Below are 21,490 nucleotides of genomic sequence, written 5' to 3'. Positions count from 1 at the left end.
GCGCGATGCCTGCACGGGCGCCCTTCGAGGTCCGAACCGGCGCCCCGAGCGCCCACGGCCCCTTCGCCACCGCCCACCGCGGGCATGTCGAACGGCACCGCGAGAACACCATCGCGGCCGTCTGCGCGGCGGTGGAGGCGAGTGCCGACTTCGTCGAGATCGACGTCCGCGTGACCCGCGACGGGCACGTGGTGCTCCTCCACGACGCCACGCTCGAGCGACTCTGGGACGACCCGCGGCACATCGCCGACATCGGCTGGGCCGAGGCCGCAGGACTGGGCGACGGCGACTGCCGGATCCCACTCCTCGCCGACGCCCTCGACGCCGTGGCCGGGACTCCCGCTGTCCTGGTCATCGACATGGACGAGCCCCGCCCGGCCGAGGCGAGTGCCGCCGTCGTGCGCGCCCACTCCGAGGCGGCGGCCCGAGCGGGACGTGAGGCGGCGCGCGTGGCGTGGTGCGGGAACCTCGAGGCCATGACGGTGATCCGGGACCTTGATGCGGACGCGTGCGTGTGGCTTCCGTGGAACCGCCGGGACCTGCCCCCGGCGGAGCTCCTCGAGCGGCTCCGCCCGGCAGCGGTCAACTCCGACTATGCCGTCCTGAGCCCGGAGCTCGTGGACGCGGCGCACGCGGCTGGCGCGCTCATGACCTGCTGGACGGTCGACTCGGCGGACGGGATGCGCTGGGCCCTGGCCCTCGGCGCGGACGCGATCACCACCAACCGGCTCTCGCTGCTGCACCGCGTCATCGCGGAAGCCCCCGAGACGTGGGCTGCCGCCCAGCCGCCGCGGCACCTTGCCGGAGACGAACTCCTCGCGGCCGCTGCCGTGGCCCACGAGCTCGCCCAGTGGGCCATCGACCACACCCGTGCCGCCGCCCTGGGCACCGTGCGGACCAAGGCGAACGCCGCCGACCACGTCACGGACGTCGACCTCGCGGTAGAGCGCCACGTGCGTGAGGTGATTTCAGCGCGGCTCCCGGGCCACCTCGTGGTGGGAGAGGAGTTCGGCGGCGCCCCCGAGCCGGGCGTCCCCTGCTGGTACGTCGACCCTGTCGACGGCACGGCGAACCTCGCCAACGGCATGCCGTGGACCGCCTTCTCGCTCGCCCTCGCCATCGACCGCGAACCGCTCGTCGCCGTCGTGGCGGACGTGTGGCGCGGGCACCTGTACTCCGCCGTCGCAGGCTACGGCGCGGAGGCAGACGGCACCCGGCTCCACCTCGCCTCCGGGCAGGAGCAGGCACCCATTGAGCACGACGGCGACGCCGCCGCACAGGCAAGCACGCTCGCCGGCACCGTGGTCGCCACGGAACTGCTCGGGCATGAGCCCTGGCCCGGCTTCGACGGCTTCCTCGCGGCGCTCAGCGCGCGGTTCTCCACGCTCCGCGTCATGGGCTCTGGGACGCTCACGCTCGCGGGTGTCGCCGTCGGGCGGGGCGCCGGCAGCGTGATCGCCCGCTTCAGCCCCATCGACCACCTCGCCGCCGCACTCCTTGTGCGCGAGGCCGGCGGGACACTGCTCGACGAGCAGGGCCGGGAGACGGCATGGCCCGAGTCCGGGGGCATCATGGCTGCCCGGCCCGACCAGGCGGCTGAGCTGCACGCAGTCTGGTCCGCGGCCCTGCGCGCCGGACGGGAACGCGCGCGGACCGTGGCCATGCAGGCGCCCCATGTGGGCTGAACCCGTGCGGGACGGCAGCCTCTCAGCCGAGGTCGCCGGCTGGACCCGGCGCACGGGCTTCGAACTCGTGCGCCGGCTCCCGCTCGCCTTCGCCACCCACCACCCGCAGGGCATGACCCTGGCCGCCGGCCGCGTCTTCCTCACCACCGTCGAAGTCCTGGACCCGCCTGAACCCCTCACCCCCGGGGACGGCGATCCCGCCCGCCGCTCTCCGGGCCGTGGGCGCGGCCACGTGCTCGTCATCGAGCGCGACGGGACGCTGGCCGCGGACATCGCCGTGGGCGAAGGCGACGCCTACCATCCCAGCGGGATCGACTACACCGGCGGACTGCTGTGGGTCCCGGTGGGCGAATACCGTTCCCACTCGCGCAGCCTCATCTACACGCTCGACCCCGTGACCCTCGACCTCGTCGAGCGCTTCGAGGTTGACGACCACATCACCTGGCTCGTCCCGGACCCCCAGCGGAACATGCTCCACGGTGCGAGCTGGGGATCGCGGCGCTTCTACCGCTGGCATCTCAGCGAGGCCGCCGACGGCCGGCTCCTCCCCGGAGAGCCCGACGCGTGGGACAACCCGAGCCAGCACCTCGACTTCCAGGAAGCCCAGCACGACGGCGCCGACAGGCTCATCTGCGCCGGCATCAGCGAGCTGCCCGACGGCCACGGTGGGAAGTACGAGCTCGGAGGCGTCGCCGTCGTCCACGTCGACGAACGCCGGATCGCCGCAGACGTCCCGGTACCCCTCTTCAGCGCGGCGGGGCACAGCGTCTTCCGCAACCCGTTCGTGCTGACCCGCGAGGGCGACGACGTGCTCCTGCACGTGGCGCCGGACGACGGCCACGAGCGCTGCGGAACCGAGATCCTCACCTACCGGGTCACGCGTGCCTCCGAGCCCGCACCGCCGTCCGGAAGGCTGCGCACGGGTACCGCTCGATCATGAGCCGCCCAGGGAGCCGGGAAGCTTGTCGCGGAGCCTGTAGAACTGTGCCTCGGCGGCTTCTGCAAGATGCTGCTCGTGGGCGTGGAGTCGGCCGTAGCTGAAGGCGTTCTCTCCGCGGCCGTAGGCCTCGACGGCGAGACGGCGCAGGAGCTCGGCTGTGACGACGCTGTCTTGGTGGTCACCGAGAACCTGCTGGACCCTGTGGGAACGCTTCTCGATCCGGCGTGCCGTCTTCGCACCAAAGGCTGAGGCGGACTCCGCGGCATAGCGGAGCTTCTTCGCGGCCTTGCGGGCCTCGTGCAGATGCCGGTCCGCGTCGTCGGTTCCTCTGGCGACGGCGGCGGCCTGGACCGCCGCCGTGAGTCGTCTGGCGTCGCGCTTCGTGAGCTGTTCGACGGTCAGCTTCTCGGACTTCCCGCCCTTAGTGCCCCTGCGTGCGGCCAGATCGTCGGCGAGGGCCTCGAGGGCGTCCAGCAGGCTGAAGTAGCGGTCCGATGCGAGGGCCTCTGCGAGTGCAGCCGAACCCTGGTGGTACTCCGCTCCGAGGTCCTCGGCGAGGGTCACGTCCACCGGGCCCATGACAAGGTCTGCTGGCTCGGCGCGGACGAGGTCTTCCAGCCGCTCGCGCATGACCTCGGCGTCCCGGACACGGCCGAGGATCTGTCCGAGCCAGCGCAGCTCGTCGCGCAGGCCCTTCCCTCGTTCCTTGCCCACCGATACCCGGTAGGTGGATAGGGCAGAACGCAGCCGGCGGCAGGCAACCCGCATGCGGTGGACTGAGTCGGGGGCGTCTTCGCGCACGAGTGGGTCAAGTTCGAGCAAAGCATCCACCTGGGCCTCGGCATAGTCCAAGAAGGCCCCGGCGGCCCTGTCCTTCGGCCGGGGACGCGTGGCCTGCTGGTCTGGCATTTCAGCGCCTAGGGCCCGCGCCAGATGGCTGAGCCCCCGGTCAGGCTTGGTCCCGGCGAAGGCATGCCGAAGCGCCTCGCCGACCTCCGGCGGCCCGTCCGCGACCTCGATCCGCCACTCCCGCCAAGCGTCGGAAGCTCCGTCCCCGACCAGCGGCTCTGTCCAGATATGGTCATCGCTGACTTCGGCTACGACGCGCCCTCCGCTGCCGATCAGAGGAGACGTGCGGCGACTGGTCCTGACCCGGGCCACGGGCTCGAGCGGCCGACCGCGCTGGTAGGCCTGAACCGCCTCCGCGATGGCCGACGGCGGCGACTCCGCGGTGCCCAAGGGCTCAGTCCTTCGCCGCTGGGGGCCAGTCCGGTCCAGTTCGAGGTGCCATCCCTCGTCCCCGCCTCCGGTGCGACGGTAGAGCGCGATACCGCGGCCGGCGAGTCGCAGGTCGGTGGTGTCGAAGTATTCGTCGTGCACGTCCGATTCGGTCATCTCGCCGACTCTGGCGACTCCTGCCATCGTCTGGAGGGCCGGAAACCTGTCTGCCGGAGAGGCGTCGAGCACGACAGGACCGCGATTCGCGAGTGTCTTGGCCATGCAGCATTGTAGGAGCCCCATCGCGGGCTCTGACCAGCCGTGGAGGCGCCGAAGGCGCGGCATCCCTGCCCGGTTGAATATCGCGTCCCGGGCTCTTGACGCGGCAGGGACGGACGAACTGCTGCGTTGACACCGCACGTTCACCTCAGGTTCAATCCACGCCGGTAGGGTGCCGAGGGCACACGGAACCTCGACGACACTCCGAGTCCTGCCGTCAAGCAGAGGGGGCACGCTGCGGCTGGGGCGCCTGGTTCCGGTACCCGCACCTGTGGAGATATGGAGCCGCCGGGAGACCGATCCCGGACGGTAGGCACCGAAACGATTGGACTCCCATGCACAACCCCCCACGGCCTCGGCCGCGCCGGCGCCTTCTGGCTGCCACCGGCGCCGCCGCCCTGGCCACCACTGCCCTGACCGCCGGGGCCCTGGGCCTCGGCTCCGCCCCGGCTTCCGCCGGCGAACAGGCGTCCACCGCGACCCCCATCAAGCATGTGGTGGTCATCTTCGGGGAGAACGTCTCCTTCGACCACTACTTCGCCACCTACCCCAACGCGAAGAACGCCGCCGGCGAGACCCTCCAGGGCTCCACAGCGAAGGCCCCCTCGTTCACCGCCTCCGAGGACACGCCGAAGGACATCGCCACCCTGTCCCGCGATGGCCTCCTGGCCCCGAACAACCCGAACACGGTCCAGCCCGACCGGCTCAGCCCGATGCAGGCCGTCACGTGCGACCAGGACCACACCTACACCGCCGAGCAGAAGGCGTACAACGGCGGCGCCATGGACAAGTTCGTCCAGTTCACCAGCCGGGACGCGTGCGCCCCCGGGCAGTACGGGCGCCCCGGCCTGACGATGGACTACTACGACGGGAACACCGTCACGGGCATCTGGAACTACGCCCAGAACTACGCCATGAGCGACAGCCACTTCAGCACCGTCTTCGGCCCCTCCTCTCCCGGCGCGATCAACCTCGTCTCCGGCCAGACCCACGGGACCCGGGAGTTCACCGCCGCAGGCCAGCCGGTGGTGCCCACCGCGAGCGACTACGCCGTGCGCGTCCCCGACGCCCAGGGCGTGGGGACGATGATCAACGACCCCGACCCGGTCTACGACGACTGCTCCAACAACAGCCACGCCAAGGCCAACAACCTGGCCGGGATGACCGGGAAGAACATCGGCGACCTGCTCAACGACAAGGGCGTGAGCTGGGGCTGGTTCCAGGGCGGCTTCACGCCCACCACGGCGGCCACCGGCACCGCCCCCGCCGCGTGCCTCGCCAAGCACAGCAACGTCGCTGGGGTCTCCAGCACGGACTACAACCCGCACCACCAGCCGTTCCAGTACTACGCCTCCACCGCCAACCCGCACCACCTTCCCCCGGCCAGCGAGGCGGAGATCGGGCACAGCGGCCAGGCCAACCACCAGTACGACCTCACCGACTTCGACAAGGTCGTCAACAGCTCGAACATGCCTGCCGTCTCCTTCCTGAAGGCCGCGAACTACCAGGACGGGCACGCCTCCTACTCGGACCCGCTGGACGAGCAGAACTTCATCACCGCCCAGATCAACGCGATCCAGAACTCCCCGAACTGGGACTCCACGGCCATCGTGCTGGCCTACGACGACTCCGACGGGTGGTACGACCACGTCGCCGCCGCGGTGAAGAACTCCTCCAACAGCCCCGACGACGCCGCGTGGTGCCTGGACGCCTACAACAAGGGCGTCCCCGAAGCCGGTGGGTACGCCGACCGCTGCGGGCCCGGCCCGCGCCAGCCGCTGCTGGTCATCTCGCCCTACGCCAAGAAGAACTTCGTGGACCACACCCAGACCGACCAGGCCTCGATCCTGCGCTTCATCGAGGACAACTGGGGCACCGGCCAGATCGGCGACGCGTCCGCCGACGCCGGCGCCGGCTCCCTCGAGGCGATGTTCAACTTCCACCACCTGCGCAACGACAAGGTCCTGCTCAACGAGCAGACCGGCGCAGTCGCCTCCATCACCCACGAGAACGCCAAGGGCGGAAACGGCTGACCGCACTGGGATCGCGCTGACCCCCTGAGCCGAAAGAGGCCGGGCCGGAACCCTGTGGTTCCGGCCCGGCCTCGCTGTTCCCTGCCGCCCTCTCGGGAGCGGCGGGTGTATCAGGCCGGCCCGACGGTCAACCCGTCCGACGGGTGGAGCATGCGGCGGCGGTCGCCGTCGGCCACCACCCACACCGCCCCGAGGTCGCCGGTGAGGTCGTCGAGCCGGCCCTGCACGCTCCTCCCGTCTGGGAACTCGACGATGACGCGGTCGCCTGCCCCCACCTGATGCCAGGAGGAATCCGGTTCCGTCGTCTGAATGGAAGGTGCCGTGTCGTCTTTGCCCGCATGCCGGTTGCGTGTCATTCGCGCCATGCTCTGCCGGTTCCCGTGCCCAGGCGCCGCGAAACCGCTCTCGGGTGAACTCCCGGTGAACCCTCAGGCGGCCGGGCCGATTACCGACGAGGGCGTGAACGCGCCGTGAACACCTTTCCGCATGGCGCCAAGGCTCGATGAACAGTTGCGAAACAGGGTCTTCACAGCTCAGCGGCGCACCTACGCTGGACGCCGTGTCTGCCCCCATCTGGAACTCCCCCCGCCTCTACGCCGCCTGTGCTGTCGCCGCGGCCGCCGCCCTCATCGCCCCCGCGGTGCCCGCGTCCGCCGAGACCGTGCCCGCCGCCGTTTCGACTGCCCCCGCCCAGGTTGCCCACCTCGACCTCGGTGCCCCCGACCTCCCCGAGACCCGCACGGCCGCCCAGGTTGCCCACCTCGACCTCGGTGCCCCCGACCTCCCCGAGACCCGCACGGCCGCCCAGCTCGCCCCCGGCGTGACCCGCACCTCGATCACCCGCGGCGCCCCCAGCGCCTCGCTCTTCTGGACCGCCGAGGTCGCCATCCCCTCCGACTCCCCCGACCCCGACGCCCCGGCGGCGGCCCTCTCCAGCCAATCGGCCGCCGAGCGGACGGCCGAGCGCCTCCGCGCCGCGGGCGTGGAGGCCCGCGTGGAGTCGGTCGACTCCCCGCAGCTGGCCGACGCTGGCGGCCGGCTCGGCTACCGCGTCCGCGCCGGGAACTTCGCCGCCAAGGCCGACGGCGCCGCGCTCGTCGCGCAGATCAAGGCCGCCGGCTACGCCTCGTCGCTGGTCTACACCGGCTGGGACGGCGACTCGGCCAGCGGGGACAACAGCCACGGACAGTGGAAGCTCGAGGTCCTCACGATCGACCCCCGGGCGTACACCGGCCAGCTGAGCGCCTCCTTCGGCCCGGACCTGCAGGGCCGCGAGACCGTCAGCGCCCTGGCCCAGGCCGAAGGCGCCCTCGCCGGCGTCAACGGGGGCTTCTTCACCTTCGATCCGAAGGCCGGCGCTGAAGGCGACCCGGCCGGCGTCGGCGTCTACGGCGGCCGCACGCTCAGCGAGCCGGTGGGCGACCGTCCGGCGCTCGTCGTCGACGGCCAGCACAACCGCACCTCCGTCGAGCGGCTGGCCTGGCACGGGTCCGTCCGCGCCGGCAGTGACGAGCTGGTCCTCGACGGCATCGACCGGGTGCCCGGCCTCATCCGCAACTGCGGCGGCACCGGCGACAGCCCCACCTCTCTCCCCCTCCACGACGTCACCTGCACCCACGCCGACGAGCTCGTGGCCTTCACGCCCGACTTCGGCCCCCAGACCCCCTCGGGCGATGGGCTCGAGGTCGTCCTGGACGGCTCCGGGCGCGTCTCCGAGGTGCACGAGCACCGAGGCATGGCCGTCCCCGCGGGCGGCCGCACGATCCAGGCCACCGGGTCCGCCGCCGCCCAGCTGCGCGCCCTGGCCCCCGAGGGGCGCCAGCTCCAGCTCAGCACCGACCTGCTCGACTCGAAGGGCAAGGCCCTCACCACGGACAAGTCCACGAGCGTCGTCAACGGCGGCCCCCTGCTGATCCAGGACGGGGCCGAGAACATCACCGCACGCCGCGACGGGATGGTCCACACCGGCGACAGCAACAGCTTCTACTACGGCTGGGTCCACAAGCGGAACCCCCGCACCTTCGCCGGGGTCGACGCCCAGGGCCGCACCCTCATCGTCACCGCCGACGGCCGCCAGACCGACCGCCTCGGCCTGAGCATCAAGGAGACCGCGGACGTGGCGGCCTCGCTCGGCATGGTCCAGGCCATCAACCTCGACGGCGGGGGCTCGACGGCGATGGTCGCCGACGGCGCCCTCGTCACCAGCCCGTCCGGAGGGTCCGAGCGGGCCGTCGGAGACGCGCTCCTCGTCCTCCCCGGGCGCAAGGCCACCGACTGACGACTCACTGACGGTCACCCGGACGTCACCGAAGGACGGGGTGCAGTTAAGCTGCCCTCCGTACTGTCATGGGTATGACAAGACTGTCAAAGACCTCCCGCAGAACCATCGTGGCCACGGCAGCCCTCGCCCTCGTGGGCGGGGGCATCGCTGTCGCAGTGGCCCCCCACGTTGCCGGGCCCTCCGGCGACGGCACCGCGGTCACCCCGACCGGCCAGCGCGTCACCCCCTGGGGCGAGCAGACCGTCCTGGGCGACCTCCCGCTGAACTCGGCCCTCTCCCCCGACGGCAAGCGCCTCCTCGTGACCAACAACGGCCAGGGCACCCAGTCGCTCCAGCTCGTCGACGTCGCCGACCGCGAGGTCGAGCAGACCCTGACGTACAAGACGCCCGAGTCCCTCTACGTCGGGCTCGCCTGGAGCCCCGACGGCACCAAGGCCTACGCCTCCGCTGCGACGAACGCCAAGATCCGCACCTTCGCGTTCGACGGCGGCAAGCTCACCGAGGGCGCGCCCCTCGCCCTCCCGACCAAGACGCCCGACGGCAAGGCCCTCAACCTCTACCCCGCCGGCCTCGCCGTCACGCCCGACGGCGCCAAGATCGTCGTCGCGGACCAGCTCGGCGACGCCGTCTCCGTCATCGACACGGCCACCGGCGCCGTGCAGACCGCCCCGGCGGGCAGCAAGCCCTTTGCCGTGTCCCTCTCCCCGGACGGGAAGACCGCGTACGTCACGAACCAGGGCGGCTCCGACGTCAGTGTGGTCGACGTCTCCGGTGACCAGCCCGCCGTCGTGCGTACGCTCACCGTCGGGCTGCACCCGAACAAGTCCACGATCACCGGTGACGGCAAGACCCTCTTCGTGGCCAACGGCGACGCCGACACCGTCAGCGCCGTCGACACCGCCTCTGGCGAAGCGAAGACCATCAGCCTCTCGCCCTACCAGGACGCCCCCGTCGGCACGAACCCGACCGGGCTCGCGCTCGACGAGAAGGGCGGCCGACTGTTCGTCGCGAACTCGGGGAACAACGACGTCGCGGTGGTGAACCTTTCCGACAGCAGCGTGGCCGGCGTCATCCCGAGCGCCTGGTACCCGTCCTCGCTCGCCTTCCGCGACGGCGCCCTCCACGTGACCAACGCCAAGGGCCTCGGCGCCGGGCCCAACGACGGCCCCGGCCACCCCGACCCGACCTCGCCCAATAAGACCGCCGAGGACCAGTACTCCGGCTCCATGATCAAGGGCACCCTCAGCAGCTACGCCGTCCCGACCGGGGGCGAGCTGCAGAAGGCCACCGAGCAGGTCAAGAACAACAACCGGCCGGCAACAACGGGAGTGGGCGCCGTCGTGCCCGCCCAGCCCGGCGGCCAGAGCCCGATCAAGCACGTGATCTACGTGGTCAAGGAGAACCGGACCTACGACCAGGTGCTCGGCGACATCGGCAAGGGCAACGGCGATCCGAGCCTGACCCTCTTCGGCGACGACTCCGCCCCCAACACCCGGGCCCTCGCGAAGCAGTTCACGACCATCGACAACTTCTACGCCGACGCCGAGGTGAGCGCGAACGGCTGGAACTGGGTGACCCAGGCCAACTCGAACCCGTACGCCGAGCAGATGTGGCCGGCGAACTATTCCGGCCGCAAGGCGCCCTACCCGAGCGAGAACAGCAACCCGGAGAACGCGGCCCAGGAGCCGGGCAACTCGTACGTCTGGCAGCGGCTCGACAAGGCGGGCGTGAACTTCCGGAACTACGGCTTCTTCGTCAACAACACCGCCAACGGCGCGGTCTCCTCCGACCCGGTGCTCGACGCGAAGACGGACCGTGCCTACCGCGGCTACGACCTCAAGTGCCCCGACTCCACCGGGACGTTCGCGCCGCTCGCGGCCAACTGCGGCACGCCGCGCGTGGACGAGTGGATCAAGGACTTCACCGGCCAGGTCTCGGCGGGGACCGTGCCGACGGTGCAGTTCGTCCGCCTGCCGAACGACCACACGCAGGGAACCAAGGCCGGGGCGCCGACGCCGCAGGCGTACGTCGCGGACAACGACTACGCGCTCGGCCGGCTCGTGGACACCGTCTCGCACTCCTCGATCTGGAAGGACACGGCGATCTTCGTGACGGAGGACGACGCCCAGAACGGCGCGGACCACGTCGACGCCCACCGGACCCTGGCGCTGGCCATCAGCCCGTACACGCAGACGGGCAAGGTCGACTCGACGTTCTACAGCACCGCCTCGATGGTCCGCACCATCGGGCTCATCGCCGGCTTCAAGCCGCTCACGCAGTTCGACGCCTACGCGACGCCGATGAGCGCCTCGTTCACCGCGAACCCGAACCCGGCGGCGTACACGGCGGTCAAGCCCAGCTACCCGATGACGGCGCTCAACGGTGCCAATGCGCCCCTCGCCGCGCAGTCCTCGGCCCAGGACCTGACCAAGGAGGACCAGATCAACGAGGCCACGTTCAACGAGGCGATCTGGAAGTCCGTCAAGGGCGCCGACTCCGAGATGCCGGCGCCGCAGCACCACGTGATCGGGGCGGGCTCCGCCTCGGCTGCCGGGGACAGCGACGACTGAGTCCGGTTCCTGCCGCCAGCGCAGCCGCCGCGGGTCCGCCCGCGGCGGCTGCGCTGTCAGGGGGCGCCCAGCTCGAATTGGCAGCACGTTGGCCCGGACTTCGCCAAATGTTAAGTCCGCATGGTGAACATGTCGCGAGTGACATCCCCCTGCAAGGCTCACGAGGCCGACACCCCTGCCCTCCTCTCCCCCTCCCGCCGCGGGTTCCTGACCGCAGCGCTCACCGGCGCGGCGCTGACCCTGGCCCCGATGTCCTTCGCGGCCGCGGACAGCGGCACCCAGAAGACCCAGACGCTCACCGGCCACCTCGACCCAGGCGCCGCCGACTTCGTCTACCTGCCCGTTGAGGTCCCCGCGGGCGTGAACAGGATCAGCGTCTCCTACACCTACAGCAAGCCCTCGGTGGCCCCGGGCCTGCTCTCGAACTCGTGCGACATCGGCATCTTCGACGAGCAGGGCACGAGGCTCCAGGGCAAGGGCTTCCGCGGCTGGTCCGGCGGCTTCCGCACCGAGTTCTTCATCAGCGCCTCCGAGGCGACGCCCGGTTACCTCCCCGGCCCCGTCGGCAAGGGCACGTGGAACATCGTCCTCGGGCCCTACCAGGTGGCCGAGGCAGGCCTCGACTACACCGTCACCGTCACGCTCGACTACGGGCCCGACGGCGCCCCGTACCAGCCCAAGTACCCGGCCCAGGCAGTCGCCGGCAAGGGTGCGGGCTGGTACCGCGGAGACGCCCACCTGCACACGGTCTACTCGGACGGCAAGCGGACCCCGGAGGAGGTGGCCGCGGGTGCCCGGGCCGGCCGCCTCGACTTCATGATCTCGACCGACCACAACACGCCCGCCTCCCACGGGGCGTGGGGGCCGCTCGCCGGCAACGACCTCCTGATCCTCACGGGCGAGGAGGTCACGACCCGCAACGGCCACTACCTCGCCCTCGGCCTGCAGCCCGGAGACTGGATCGACTGGCGGTACCGCGCCCGGGAGAAGGGCTTCGAGGACGCCGCGCAGCTCATCCACTCCCGCGGTGGCCTCGTCGTCCCCGCCCACCCCTACTGCCCGTACGTGGCATGCCGGTGGAAGTTCGGCTACGACGACGCCGACGCCGTCGAGGTCTGGACCGGTCCGTGGACCCACGATGACGAGATGTCCGTCAGCACGTGGGACTCGATGCTCGTGCACTCAGTGCGGAGCAAAGGCCGCTGGCTGCCGGCCATGGGCAACAGCGACGCACACAGCGTCCCGCAGGTCATCGGCTGGCCCCACAACGTGGTCAACGCCGCGGCCCTCTCCCATGACGCGATCCTCGACGGCATCCGGAACGGCCGGTCCTGGATCGCGGAGTCGGCCGACATCACCCTCGACCTCACCGTGAAGTCCGGCGGGAAGAGCGCGGGCATCGGCGAGCGGCTCGACGTTGCCCCGGACGCCCCGGTCACGGTGACGGCGAAGATCGGCGGGGTGCCGAACGGCGTCGTCCGCTTCATCACCGACGAGGGCCAGACACAGCAGGTCGCGCTCCCCGCCTCAGGGCAGGGCACCGTCACGTGGCGCACGACGCCGCAGCTCGCCGCCTACCTGCGGGTCGAGGTCCGCCACCCTAAGGGCGACGGCACCTCCGGCAGCGGCACCGAGATGGGCCCGAACCTCCCGCTCGGTCCCATGGCGGCGCTCACCAACCCGATCTTCCTCGGCGCCAAATAGCACAGGGCTTTCGGCGAGTGCGCGCTGTCAGGAGGCCGTGGGTCCCGAACCCCGGCCTCCTGGTCGCCCGATGTGATCGAGACCGCCGCGGCGGTCGATCAGTACCCGCGAATCCGGGGCGGACCATGTGTTCACCGGTGCGAGTACTCAGGGGCCGTTGAGGCGTGCGCGTCGGGATAAGGATTGCGTAAATGCCGACGGGGCCGCTGGTCCGTGGGAGTAGGCTCGCCATCGTCCTCGTGTGGGGAGACAGCAGCGGGAAAGGCACTTCGGTGACTACTCTGAGCCGGCCACCGGCCGAACCGAGATTGAAGAAGAAGACCGCGGTCGGTTCGTTGAGGGCGTGGCTCCTGCACGACCTCCACCAGTCGCAAGCCGTGCACCAGGGACCGCACGCGATTCCCCAGGGCCACGAGAAGAAGCACCGGTGGTGGCAGGTCATGTGCCTGACCGGCGTCGACTATTTCTCAACCCTCGGATACCAGCCTGCCATCGCCGCCGTCGCCGCAGGGGTCCTGTCCCCCCTGGCAACCTTGGTGCTGATAGCGGTGACGCTGTTCGGTGCCCTGCCGGTCTACCGCCGGGTCTCGGTCGAGAGTCCCCACGGTTCAGGCTCGATCGCGATGCTCGAGAGGCTCCTGCCGCGGTGGGGCGGGAAGTTCTTCGTTCTGGCCCTGCTCGGCTTCGCCGCAACCGACTTCATGATCACCATGACCCTGTCCGCCGCCGACGCCGCCGCCCACCTCATCGGGAACCCTCTCGTGCCCGGGTGGCTGCAGGGCCAGAACATCGGTGTCACCCTGTTCCTGCTCGCCCTGCTGGCAGCCGTGTTCCTTCGGGGCTTCAAGGAGGCGATCGGCGTCGCCGTCGTCCTCGTCGGGCTCTACCTGTCCCTCAACGCCGTGCTGGTCGTCGTCACGATCGGGCAGGCGCTCGTTCACCCCCTCCAGATCACCGACTGGTGGCAGGCGATGCTCACCTCGCACGGGAACCCCGTCCTCATGCTCGCGGTCGCCGTCCTGGTGTTCCCCAAGCTCGCCCTCGGAATGTCGGGGTTCGAGACCGGGGTCGCCGTCATGCCGCAGATCCGAGGCGATGCCAGCGACACCGAAGCGGACCCTGCCGGCCGCATCAGGGGCACCAAGCGCCTGCTCACGACGGCGGCGGTCATCATGAGCGCCTTCCTCGTCACCACGAGCTTCACCACCGTGGTGCTGATCCCCGAGCAGGAGTTCCAGCCCGGGGGCGCGGCCGACGGGCGCGCCCTGGCCCTGCTCGCCCACGAGTACATGGGTGTCGTCTTCGGCACCGTCTACGACCTCAGCACGATCGCGATCCTCTGGTTTGCCGGCGCTTCCGCGATGGCCGGGCTCCTGAACCTCGTTCCCCGCTACCTGCCGCGCTACGGCATGGCGCCTCAATGGACGAAGGCGTCACGCCCGCTCGTCCTCGTCTTCACCGCGATCGGCTTCCTGATCACCCTGATCTTCGCCGCCAACGTCGAAGCCCAAGGCGGCGCGTATGCGACCGGCGTCCTCGTGCTGATGACCTCCGCGGCCATCGCCGTCACCCTCGCGACCCGACGCCGGGGCGAGCGGAAGCTCACCGTCGGCTTCGGGATCATCTCCGCGGTCTTCGTCTACACGACTTCTGCGAACATCATCGAACGGCCCGAAGGCATCCAGATCGCGTCGATCTTCATTGCCGGGACCATCGTGATCTCCTTCATCTCCCGCGCCCGGCGCTCCTTCGAGCTGCATGCGACGAGCATCCACTTCGACGAGAGGGCCATCGAATTCGTCGCGGCCGCTGAGTCCGGGCCGATCCAGATCATTGCCCACGAGCCATTGAGGATGACCGGCCAGGCGTACCGGGACAAGCTGCACTCCGCGAGCGAGGTCAGCCACCTGCCGCTCGACGAGAACGTCCTCTTCCTCGAAGTCATCGTCGATGACTCCTCAGACTTCGAAACCGAGCTGGAAGTCCACGGCATCACGCGCCACGGCTACCGCATCCTCGAAGTGCACGGCCCCGTGGTCCCCAACACCATCGCCTCAGTCCTGATCCACGCCAGGGACATTACCGGGCTCATGCCGCACATCTACTTCCGCTGGACCGAGGGCAACCCGGTGAAGAATCTGCTGCGCTTCATGTTCTTCGGCGAAGGCGAGATCGCACCCGTGACGCGTGAAGTGCTCCGACAGGCCGTGCCGGACATCACCCAGCGCCCATGGGTCCACGTCGGGTGAAAGAGGTCGGGCCGTGACCGGACCAGCGCGGCCGCGCCGGCCGCTGTGTCAGCGCGCCCTGGCCAACGCTGCCATGGCTGTGCGGACGGCCGGGGCCAGTTCACCCGCACCGTAGGGGCCGTCCTCGGCGGCGACCCGGCCGGAGAAGCCGTGCACGAGGGCCGCGAGCGCGGCGACCTCCACGGGCCTGGGTGCCTCGCTGCCCTGGGCGGTGTCGGTGTGTGCCGTGTCGGTGTGTGCATTGCCGGTCGTGGCGAGGAGTGCCCCGAGGATGCCGGTGAGGGTGTCGCCGCTGCCGGCCGTGGCCAGGAACGGGTGGCCCTGGCCTTGGACGAACGCCGTCCCGTCCGGCGCGGCGCACACCGTCGCGGGGCCCTTGAGCAGGACCGTCACCCCGAGCCGGGCTGCGGCCTCGCGGGCCCAGTGCAGCGGCGCGGCCTCGATCTCCCCGCGCTCTGGGGGCTCGAGGTCCGTCTCCCCCGCGGCGAACGTGCCGAGCAGGGCCGCGAGCTCGCCAGCATGGGGCGTGAGGACGAGATGCTCGCCGGCCACGGTCCGGTCCTCCGCCAGGCGGACCATGACCTCGCCGAGCCGGGCATCCTCCCAGTGGGCGCGGTTTCCCTGCTCCTCAGCGAGCATCCGGCCGAGGATCTCCAGCGCGGAGGCGTCCACGACCGCAGGGAGCCCCGAACCGAGGGCGACGTGCAGCGCGTGGTGCTGGTCGTCGTCGTCCGCGATGCCCGGGCCAGCCGCCCAGGCCTGGACCCGCCCCTGCGGCGCCCGGGTGCCCACCACCTCGGGGTGGGCCGCGAGGACGAGGTGCCGCACGGCGTCGGGCGCGACGAGCCGGACCATGCCCACCCCGGTCGCGAGGGCGCCGGCGGTGGCGAGGACGGCGGCGCCCGGGTACGCCTCGGAGCCGGCCACGAGTCCCAGGACGCCGCGGGAGTACTTGTGCCAGTCGGGGCGGGGGTGCGGGAGGAGGCGGGCGGCGTCGGCGGGCTCGAGGACCGTCACGTCGGGGGCGGGCAGGTGCGGTGCGAGGCCGATGTCGACCACCTCCACCGCGCCGGCGAGCGCCTTGCCGCGGCCCACGAGCAGGCCGGTCTTGAGCGCGCCGAACGTCACGGTGGCGTCGGCGGGCCACACGCCGTCGCCGGCCGCGCCGGTGTCCGCGTTGAGGCCGGAGGGGACGTCGCAGGCGATCACGAACGCGTCCGGGCGCGGGGCCGGCGCGCGGAACTCGCCGGTGAAGCCGGTGCCGAGGACGGCGTCTATGACCACGTCCGCGGGCTCCAGGTCCTCGGCCACGCGGCCGCCCGCGGCGCGTAGTGCGGCGAGGCCCTCGGTGTGGGCCGCGCCCGAGGTGAGCACCGCCGTCGTGCGTGCACCGCGTCGGGCCAGCTCGGCGAGCGCGAAGAGGGCGTCGCCGCCGTTGTTCCCCTTGCCGACCAGCGCGGCAACCCGGGCGCCGTACACACGGCCGCGCCTGGTCCGGAGGGCGCTGACGACGGCGAGCGCGAGCCCGTGCGCGGCCCGCGCCATGAGCGCCGGGCCCTCGCCCGACTCGAGGAGCGGACGTTCAGCGGCGCGGACCTGGGCGCCGGTGTAGGCCGTGATCATGGGGCGAGTCTAGGCCGTGGGGCCGGGGCTCAGGGCTTGGGTTGGGCTGCGGGGCGGGTCAGCCCTCGGCGACGACCATCGCGGTGGCGATCCCGCCGTCGTGGCTCATGCTCAGGTGCCACGTCTTGACGCCGTTGGCCTTGGCGACCGCGAGCACCGTCCCCTTCACTTGGATCTCCGGGCCCTTCGAGCCCAGCCCGATCCAGCAGTCCTGCCAGTTCATGCCGGCCGGGGCGCCGAGGACCTTGGCGACGGCCTCCTTCGCCGCGAAGCGGGCGGCGAGGGAGCGGGGGTGCAGATCGCGCTCGGCGGGGACGAAGAGCCGCTCGCGCAGCCCCGGGGTGCGCTCGAGCTGACGCTCGAACCGAGCGATGTCCACGACGTCCACGCCGATGCCGATGATAGCCATGCGGCTACTCTAGCGGGCCGCCACGCCAGGTCAGGTGAGGGTCCAGGACCGCTTGGAGAGGCCGAACCAGAAGCCGTCGATCGCGGTCTGCGCATCGATCCCGCCCGAGGCCGAGGCCGCGCCGAGCGCCACGTACAGCGGAGCCCAGTGCTCGGAGCGGGGGTGCGCCTCGCGGGCGGCGGGGGCCTTGTGGATGAAGTCCAGGATCGCGTCGACGTCGCCGCGGGCCATGGCCTCCTCGGCCCAGTGGTCGAACTCGGAGGAGGCGGCCGGCGGCGTCCCGTCCGGGCCGGCGGCCGGGTTGAACCAGCGCAGGTTGTGGGTGGTGAAGCCCGAGCCCACGATCAGCGTGCCGCGGTCGCGCAGCGGGGCGAGGGTCCGGCCGAGCTCGAAGAGGCCCTTCGGGTCCAGGGTGGGCATGGACATCTGCACCACCGGGACGTCCGCCTTGGGGAACATCTCCTTGAGCGGGACGTACGCGCCGTGGTCCAGGCCGCGGGTCTCGTCGCGCTCCACGTGGTGGCCGTGCTGCGAGGTGAGCTTCTCGACCTCGTCGGCGAGCTCCGGAGCGAGCGGGGCGTCGTAGCGGACGTCGTAGTACTTCTGCGGGAAGCCCCAGAAGTCGTAGACGAGCTCCTGCGAGCGCTGCGTGGCGCTGAGGGACACCGGGGCGTTCTCCCAGTGCGCCGAGATCATGAGGATGTCCCTGGGCTTGGAGAAGGTCCCGGACCAGTCCTTGAGCTCCCGGGTCCAAGTGCGGTCGTCGGCCAGGGGCGGGGCGCCGTGGCTGAGGAACAGGATCGGGGGGCGGGTGGCGGTGGCGGTCATGGTTCTAGGGTAGGGGAATTTGGTTGATGCTTCAAGTAAATTGGGTGCGGGTGGGGTGTTCGGTTGGTCACGCGATGGTTCTGGCCCAGCTCCGGTGGCTCGCCCGTTCCGTTTCCGGAGCTCGCCCGTCCGCCGCGGAGCTCGCCCGTCCGTTCCTGCTCGCTTTGGGGCTGCCCCTGCCGGCTGAGGCGGCGAGTCGCGTCCGACTCGCCGAGGCGCAGGGGCCAATGCGAGCAGGAAGGGACGCACTCCGGAGCCCACTTGTCCACATAGGCCCGCGCTCTCCTGTGCCCGAGCCCGCCCGGGAGCTGACATGGCCTCATGGAACCGGTCCAATACCTCCGATCGCTCGGCGGCGTGGCGCGCACCGCGACCCTCCTCCGAGCCGGCATCACCAAACGCCAAGTCGCCGAACTCGCCGAACTGGGCAGCAAGCCCGTCCGCGGGGTCATCGCCCTGCCCGGCTGCGACTCGGACTACCTCTTCGCCCTTGCCCACAACGGCCTCCTCACCTGCGCCTCGGCGGCCACGCGGCACGGGCTGTGGATCCGGGACAGGCCTGCGCGCCGGCATCTGGCCGTCACCCACGCCCGCGTGAAGGCCTTCATCCCCCATCGGACCATCCGCTTTCCAGCGCACGAGCACCTCCCGGTGGCATCTGTGGCAGACACGGTGCTGCACGCGCTTGGATGCCTCGAACTCTCGGAGGCGGTCTCTGTGGCGGAATCGGCCGTGAAGAGCCGACGGGTGCAGCTGCCCCTGCTCAAGAAGCTCCTGGCTCCCAATCGGAGTGCCCGGGCTCGGCACGCACTTTCGCTGGTCACCGGCACTGCAGGCTCGCAGCCCGAGGCGGAAGCCAGGCTCCTGTTCATCGCGAAGGGCTGGCGCGTGGTGGCCCAGGCCCAGATCCCGGGCGTGGGCCGAGTCGACTTCCTCATTGAAGGCATCGTCATCGTCGAGATCGATGGCCACGCCTTCCATGACGACCGAGGCTCCTTCGTCGAGGACCGACGGCGAACGAACGTAGCCCTCCTCCGCGGCCACCCCACGCTGAGGTATCCACCTGAGGTGGTGTGGCGGGACCCCGAGAGGATCCTGCGCGAGGTGGAGGAACTCCTCCTCAACTGGAGGATGGGGCGCCGGGGCCAGTGATGCGGTGCGCGGTGAGGCCGCATGCAGGTGCTGGGGAGCCCGCGGTAGGCGCCTGGGAGAAGGCATGTCCGCTCGTGCTCGGTATGGGCTCCTCCCGACGGCGGTTCGGCAGGGACGCGCCGGAGTCGGTCAGCTCGGAACCTTCAAAGTGAGCAGGAACGGACGGCAACCGGACGGCTGGCACCCGCACACCACCGCACCCCTACCGGCACAGCACCTGCACCCCCACCACCCGCAAACCCGCACCTCGCACACCTGCAACCCGCCCACCCCCGCACACAGCACCTGCAGCCCGAGCGCTGCAACCCGCGCACCCCGCCCACCACCTCCCCAGACCCGCGCCCCCGGATTAGGGTGGCCCCATGAGCGGCGAGCACCAGTGGGCCAAGGACATCCTCGAGGACGGCTTCGAGCGCGTTCGCGAGAGCGTGGAGCATGTGCTCCTCGGCCTCTCCCCCGAGCACCTGCTCTACCGGCCAGGACCTCATGCGAACTCCATCGCGTGGATCGTGTGGCACCTCACCCGCGTCGAGGACGACCACATCGCCAGCCTCATCGACGTCTTCAACGGCGCAGAGCCCCCAGAGCGCGGCTCGCACGAGGCTCCTCGCGGCCAGGTCTGGCCGGAGTGGGCGGAGCGGTTCGGCCTGCCGTACCCGGTGACTGCGACAGGCTACGGCCACCGCCCGGAGGACGTCGCTGCCTTCAGCGCTGGGGATGCGGACCTCCTGCGCGAGTACCACGAGGCCACCCACGCACGTGTCCTCGAGGTGGTCCGCAGACTCCAGCCTGAGGACCTGGGCCGCGTCGTCGACCGTCGCTGGACGCCGCATGTGACCGCCGCGGTCCGGCTTGTGAGCATCCTCAACGACGCGACCCAGCACGTGGGCCAGGCAGCCTACGTCCGAGGGCTCGTCCTCGCCTGAACCGAACCGCCCCGAGCCATGGGACCTGCGACCCTCCCTCTCGCTTGCCCGCAGGAGTACCGTCGTAGCACAGGAGTGCTAGGAGCACACCATGGCGGTTCTTGCAGGTCGGCGTCTGGCGCTGGTCATCGGCGCGGCGCTTGTCCTTGTGCTCGTCGCGGCGGCGGTGGCCATCGCCGTCGTGCGCAATGGGTTCCTCGGGCAGTCCCCCACGGCGCAGCCGTCCGCGAGCGCCACCGCTAGCGCCAGCCTGACCCCGTCCCCCAGCCAGAGCACCACCGCCCCCATCGCCTCCGGCGAGCCCACGGCCACACCCTCCGACAGCGGCACCCCCGTCCCCGAGCCCCCGCCCAGCGACGTGCCGGCCCCCGCACCGCCACAGCCGGGCTCGCCCATCCCGAGCCCGGCCCCCGCCCCTCCGCCGGCGACGGCGCTCCCGCCGGGCCTGCGCGGGATCGACGTCGAGCGGTTCATCACGTCCCAGCGCGTGGTGGCACTGACGTTCGACGCCGGCGGCAACGACGCCGGCCTGGCCAGCATCCTCGGCACCCTCGCGGCCCAGGGGGTCAGGGCCACGTTCTTCGTCACCGGCACCTGGGCACAGGCCAACCCGGCCAAAGTGACCCAGATCGCGGCCGCCGGCCACCGGATCGGCAACCACTCGATGACGCACCCCTACTTCACGCAGAAGACCGACGCGCAGATCGCCGCCGAGCTCGCGGGTGCCCAGCAGGCCATCCTCGCCGCCGGCGCCGAGCCCCGGCCGTTCTTCCGCTTCCCCTACGGCGACCGGAACGCCCGCACCATCGCCGCCGTGAACGCGAACGGGTACGCCGGGATCCGGTGGACCGTCGACTCGCTCGGCTGGCAGGGCACCATGAAGGGCACGCGGGGGCCGTCGTTCGTGGTCCAGCGGGTCATGGCCACGGCCCAGCCGGGGCAGATCGTCCTCATGCACGTCGGCTCGAACCCCGACGACGGCTCGACCCTCGACGCCGACGCCCTCCCCGCGCTCATCGCCCAGTACCGCGCGGCCGGTTACGGCTTCGTCACCCTGGATGTCCTCCTCTGACGGGCGCAGGGACCCGCGGCCAGAACCAAGGGGCGCAGGACCGAGGGCTCTGGCGCCCGGGATTCGATGACCGCACAATGGGCAGTACAGCCGAAGAGGTGATCCAGATGCGCTGGCTCCGATTGTTCAAGCCCTCGGGCTCGACCCGCCTGCACTGGTCGGGCGTCCCGACGCACGGGATGGGCCGCGACACCGCGATGCCCAACCTCGCCGCCGCCCAGAACCCCGGCCCGGGCGTAGGACACGTGGTGAGCGGAGACCGGTACCGGCCCTCGGACGACGCCGCCGACCCCGCCGAGAAGGAAGGCCACGACCTCCCCAGCCGCGGCCCCAGACGCAGGTCGAGACACCGGAAGGGCTAGAGGCCGACCTAGGTTGGCCAGAGCCACATCCGCCGAGGACGGTACGTGCCCGCAGCTTAAACGCCTCTCGGGCACGAGGCGCCTGGCGCCGCGTACCCGAGAGCTCGCATTCGCGAATTACCTGTACCCGAAAGGGCGTTTTGGGCGCATCATCTGTAC

16 protein-coding genes are annotated in these 21,490 nt (G+C 71.1%); 11 read left to right on the top strand and 5 right to left on the bottom strand.

Annotation, left to right across the window (positions count from 1 at the left end):
- Nucleotides 1–5: 5 nt before the first annotated feature.
- Together ACQ5BE_RS08410 and ACQ5BE_RS08405 are read left to right on the top strand one after the other, a co-directional pair.
- Nucleotides 6–1,685 (top strand): inositol monophosphatase family protein, encoded by a 1,680-nt coding sequence (locus tag ACQ5BE_RS08410; protein WP_430296618.1) that lies wholly within the window; start codon nucleotides 6–8, stop codon nucleotides 1,683–1,685.
- Nucleotides 1,675–2,625, top strand: coding sequence for a DUF6454 family protein (locus tag ACQ5BE_RS08405; protein ID WP_430296587.1), 951 nt, complete (start codon nucleotides 1,675–1,677; stop codon nucleotides 2,623–2,625). The genes ACQ5BE_RS08410 and ACQ5BE_RS08405 overlap by 11 nt, the downstream gene beginning before the upstream one ends.
- Here the strand turns inward: ACQ5BE_RS08405 and ACQ5BE_RS08400 are convergent.
- Nucleotides 2,620–4,020, bottom strand: coding sequence for a CHAD domain-containing protein (locus ACQ5BE_RS08400; protein WP_430296586.1), 1,401 nt, complete (start codon nucleotides 4,018–4,020; stop codon nucleotides 2,620–2,622). The two genes, ACQ5BE_RS08405 and ACQ5BE_RS08400, sit on opposite strands and share 6 nt — an antisense overlap.
- A 437-nt stretch (nucleotides 4,021–4,457) precedes the next feature.
- Between ACQ5BE_RS08400 and ACQ5BE_RS08395 the strand changes: the two genes are divergently transcribed.
- Nucleotides 4,458–6,155: a phospholipase C gene (locus ACQ5BE_RS08395; protein WP_430296585.1), complete on the top strand. Its 1,698-nt coding sequence runs from the start codon at nucleotides 4,458–4,460 to the stop codon at nucleotides 6,153–6,155.
- 110 nt (nucleotides 6,156–6,265) lie between these two features.
- Here ACQ5BE_RS08395 and ACQ5BE_RS08390 read toward each other — a convergent pair whose 3' ends face one another.
- A complete protein-coding gene (locus tag ACQ5BE_RS08390; RefSeq protein ID WP_430296583.1) occupies nucleotides 6,266–6,511 on the bottom strand; it encodes a hypothetical protein in 246 nt (81 codons plus the stop codon).
- Nucleotides 6,512–6,714: 203 nt separating this feature from the next.
- Between ACQ5BE_RS08390 and ACQ5BE_RS08385 the strand changes: the two genes are divergently transcribed.
- From ACQ5BE_RS08385 to ACQ5BE_RS08370, 4 genes are all read left to right on the top strand, one after another.
- Nucleotides 6,715–8,433, top strand: coding sequence for a phosphodiester glycosidase family protein (locus ACQ5BE_RS08385; RefSeq protein ID WP_430296581.1), 1,719 nt, complete (start codon nucleotides 6,715–6,717; stop codon nucleotides 8,431–8,433).
- Between the two features lie 74 nt (nucleotides 8,434–8,507).
- Nucleotides 8,508–11,006: an alkaline phosphatase family protein gene (locus tag ACQ5BE_RS08380; protein WP_430296579.1), complete on the top strand. Its 2,499-nt coding sequence runs from the start codon at nucleotides 8,508–8,510 to the stop codon at nucleotides 11,004–11,006.
- 138 nt (nucleotides 11,007–11,144) lie between these two features.
- The gene (locus tag ACQ5BE_RS08375; protein WP_430296577.1) at nucleotides 11,145–12,710 is read left to right on the top strand and encodes a CehA/McbA family metallohydrolase; all 1,566 of its coding nucleotides are present in this window, start codon (nucleotides 11,145–11,147) and stop codon (nucleotides 12,708–12,710) included.
- 272 nt (nucleotides 12,711–12,982) lie between these two features.
- Nucleotides 12,983–14,959, top strand: coding sequence for an amino acid transporter (locus ACQ5BE_RS08370; RefSeq protein ID WP_430296575.1), 1,977 nt, complete (start codon nucleotides 12,983–12,985; stop codon nucleotides 14,957–14,959).
- A gap of 48 nt (nucleotides 14,960–15,007) precedes the next feature.
- Here ACQ5BE_RS08370 and ACQ5BE_RS08365 read toward each other — a convergent pair whose 3' ends face one another.
- The 3 genes from ACQ5BE_RS08365 to ACQ5BE_RS08355 are packed head-to-tail and all read right to left on the bottom strand — an operon-like array spanning nucleotide 15,008 to nucleotide 17,819.
- Nucleotides 15,008–16,582, bottom strand: a complete 1,575-nt coding sequence (locus ACQ5BE_RS08365; RefSeq protein ID WP_430296573.1) for a bifunctional ADP-dependent NAD(P)H-hydrate dehydratase/NAD(P)H-hydrate epimerase — start codon at nucleotides 16,580–16,582, stop codon at nucleotides 15,008–15,010.
- Nucleotides 16,583–16,640: 58 nt separating this feature from the next.
- Nucleotides 16,641–16,991 carry a holo-ACP synthase gene (locus tag ACQ5BE_RS08360; RefSeq protein ID WP_208709797.1) on the bottom strand — a complete coding sequence of 117 codons (351 nt, stop codon included), beginning with the start codon at nucleotides 16,989–16,991 and terminating at the stop codon, nucleotides 16,641–16,643.
- A gap of 30 nt (nucleotides 16,992–17,021) precedes the next feature.
- Nucleotides 17,022–17,819, bottom strand: a complete 798-nt coding sequence (locus ACQ5BE_RS08355; protein ID WP_430296571.1) for a dioxygenase family protein — start codon at nucleotides 17,817–17,819, stop codon at nucleotides 17,022–17,024.
- A gap of 321 nt (nucleotides 17,820–18,140) precedes the next feature.
- On the opposite strand from ACQ5BE_RS08355, the gene ACQ5BE_RS08350 reads away from it, so the two are divergent.
- The 4 genes from ACQ5BE_RS08350 to ACQ5BE_RS08335 all read left to right on the top strand — a co-directional run bounded on the left by ACQ5BE_RS08350 (nucleotide 18,141) and on the right by ACQ5BE_RS08335 (nucleotide 21,331).
- Nucleotides 18,141–18,971 (top strand): endonuclease domain-containing protein, encoded by an 831-nt coding sequence (locus tag ACQ5BE_RS08350; protein WP_430296569.1) that lies wholly within the window; start codon nucleotides 18,141–18,143, stop codon nucleotides 18,969–18,971.
- A 362-nt stretch (nucleotides 18,972–19,333) separates the two neighbouring features.
- Complete coding sequence (locus ACQ5BE_RS08345; protein WP_430296568.1) at nucleotides 19,334–19,897, top strand: mycothiol transferase; 564 nt, start codon at nucleotides 19,334–19,336, stop codon at nucleotides 19,895–19,897.
- A 91-nt stretch (nucleotides 19,898–19,988) separates the two neighbouring features.
- Nucleotides 19,989–20,969, top strand: coding sequence for a polysaccharide deacetylase family protein (locus ACQ5BE_RS08340; protein WP_430296566.1), 981 nt, complete (start codon nucleotides 19,989–19,991; stop codon nucleotides 20,967–20,969).
- 77 nt (nucleotides 20,970–21,046) lie between these two features.
- Nucleotides 21,047–21,331, top strand: a complete 285-nt coding sequence (locus ACQ5BE_RS08335; RefSeq protein ID WP_430296564.1) for a hypothetical protein — start codon at nucleotides 21,047–21,049, stop codon at nucleotides 21,329–21,331.
- The last annotated feature ends 159 nt before the right edge of the window (nucleotides 21,332–21,490 follow it).

The sequence above is a fragment of the Sinomonas sp. B1-1 genome (assembly GCF_050474465.1).
GTDB lineage: Bacteria > Actinomycetota > Actinomycetes > Actinomycetales > Micrococcaceae > Sinomonas > Sinomonas flava.
Note: the sequence above shows the minus strand (reverse complement) of the source record. Positions and strands in the feature narration are given on the sequence as shown.

Bases quoted from the DNA above. Each gene is read 5' to 3' on its own strand.
- ACQ5BE_RS08410 (WP_430296618.1), top strand. From the start codon at position 6: ATGCCTGCACGGGCGCCCTTCGAGGTCCGAACCGGCGCCCCGAGCGCC.
- ACQ5BE_RS08405 (WP_430296587.1), top strand. From the start codon at position 1,675: ATGTGGGCTGAACCCGTGCGGGACGGCAGCCTCTCAGCCGAGGTCGCC.
- ACQ5BE_RS08400 (WP_430296586.1), bottom strand. From the start codon at position 4,020: ATGACCGAATCGGACGTGCACGACGAATACTTCGACACCACCGACCTG.
- ACQ5BE_RS08395 (WP_430296585.1), top strand. From the start codon at position 4,458: ATGCACAACCCCCCACGGCCTCGGCCGCGCCGGCGCCTTCTGGCTGCC.
- ACQ5BE_RS08390 (WP_430296583.1), bottom strand. From the start codon at position 6,511: ATGACACGCAACCGGCATGCGGGCAAAGACGACACGGCACCTTCCATT.
- ACQ5BE_RS08380 (WP_430296579.1), top strand. From the start codon at position 8,508: ATGACAAGACTGTCAAAGACCTCCCGCAGAACCATCGTGGCCACGGCA.
- ACQ5BE_RS08365 (WP_430296573.1), bottom strand. From the start codon at position 16,582: ATGATCACGGCCTACACCGGCGCCCAGGTCCGCGCCGCTGAACGTCCG.
- ACQ5BE_RS08360 (WP_208709797.1), bottom strand. From the start codon at position 16,991: ATGGCTATCATCGGCATCGGCGTGGACGTCGTGGACATCGCTCGGTTC.
- ACQ5BE_RS08355 (WP_430296571.1), bottom strand. From the start codon at position 17,819: ATGACCGCCACCGCCACCCGCCCCCCGATCCTGTTCCTCAGCCACGGC.
- ACQ5BE_RS08350 (WP_430296569.1), top strand. From the start codon at position 18,141: ATGGAACCGGTCCAATACCTCCGATCGCTCGGCGGCGTGGCGCGCACC.
- ACQ5BE_RS08345 (WP_430296568.1), top strand. From the start codon at position 19,334: ATGAGCGGCGAGCACCAGTGGGCCAAGGACATCCTCGAGGACGGCTTC.
- ACQ5BE_RS08340 (WP_430296566.1), top strand. From the start codon at position 19,989: ATGGCGGTTCTTGCAGGTCGGCGTCTGGCGCTGGTCATCGGCGCGGCG.
- ACQ5BE_RS08335 (WP_430296564.1), top strand. From the start codon at position 21,047: ATGGGCAGTACAGCCGAAGAGGTGATCCAGATGCGCTGGCTCCGATTG.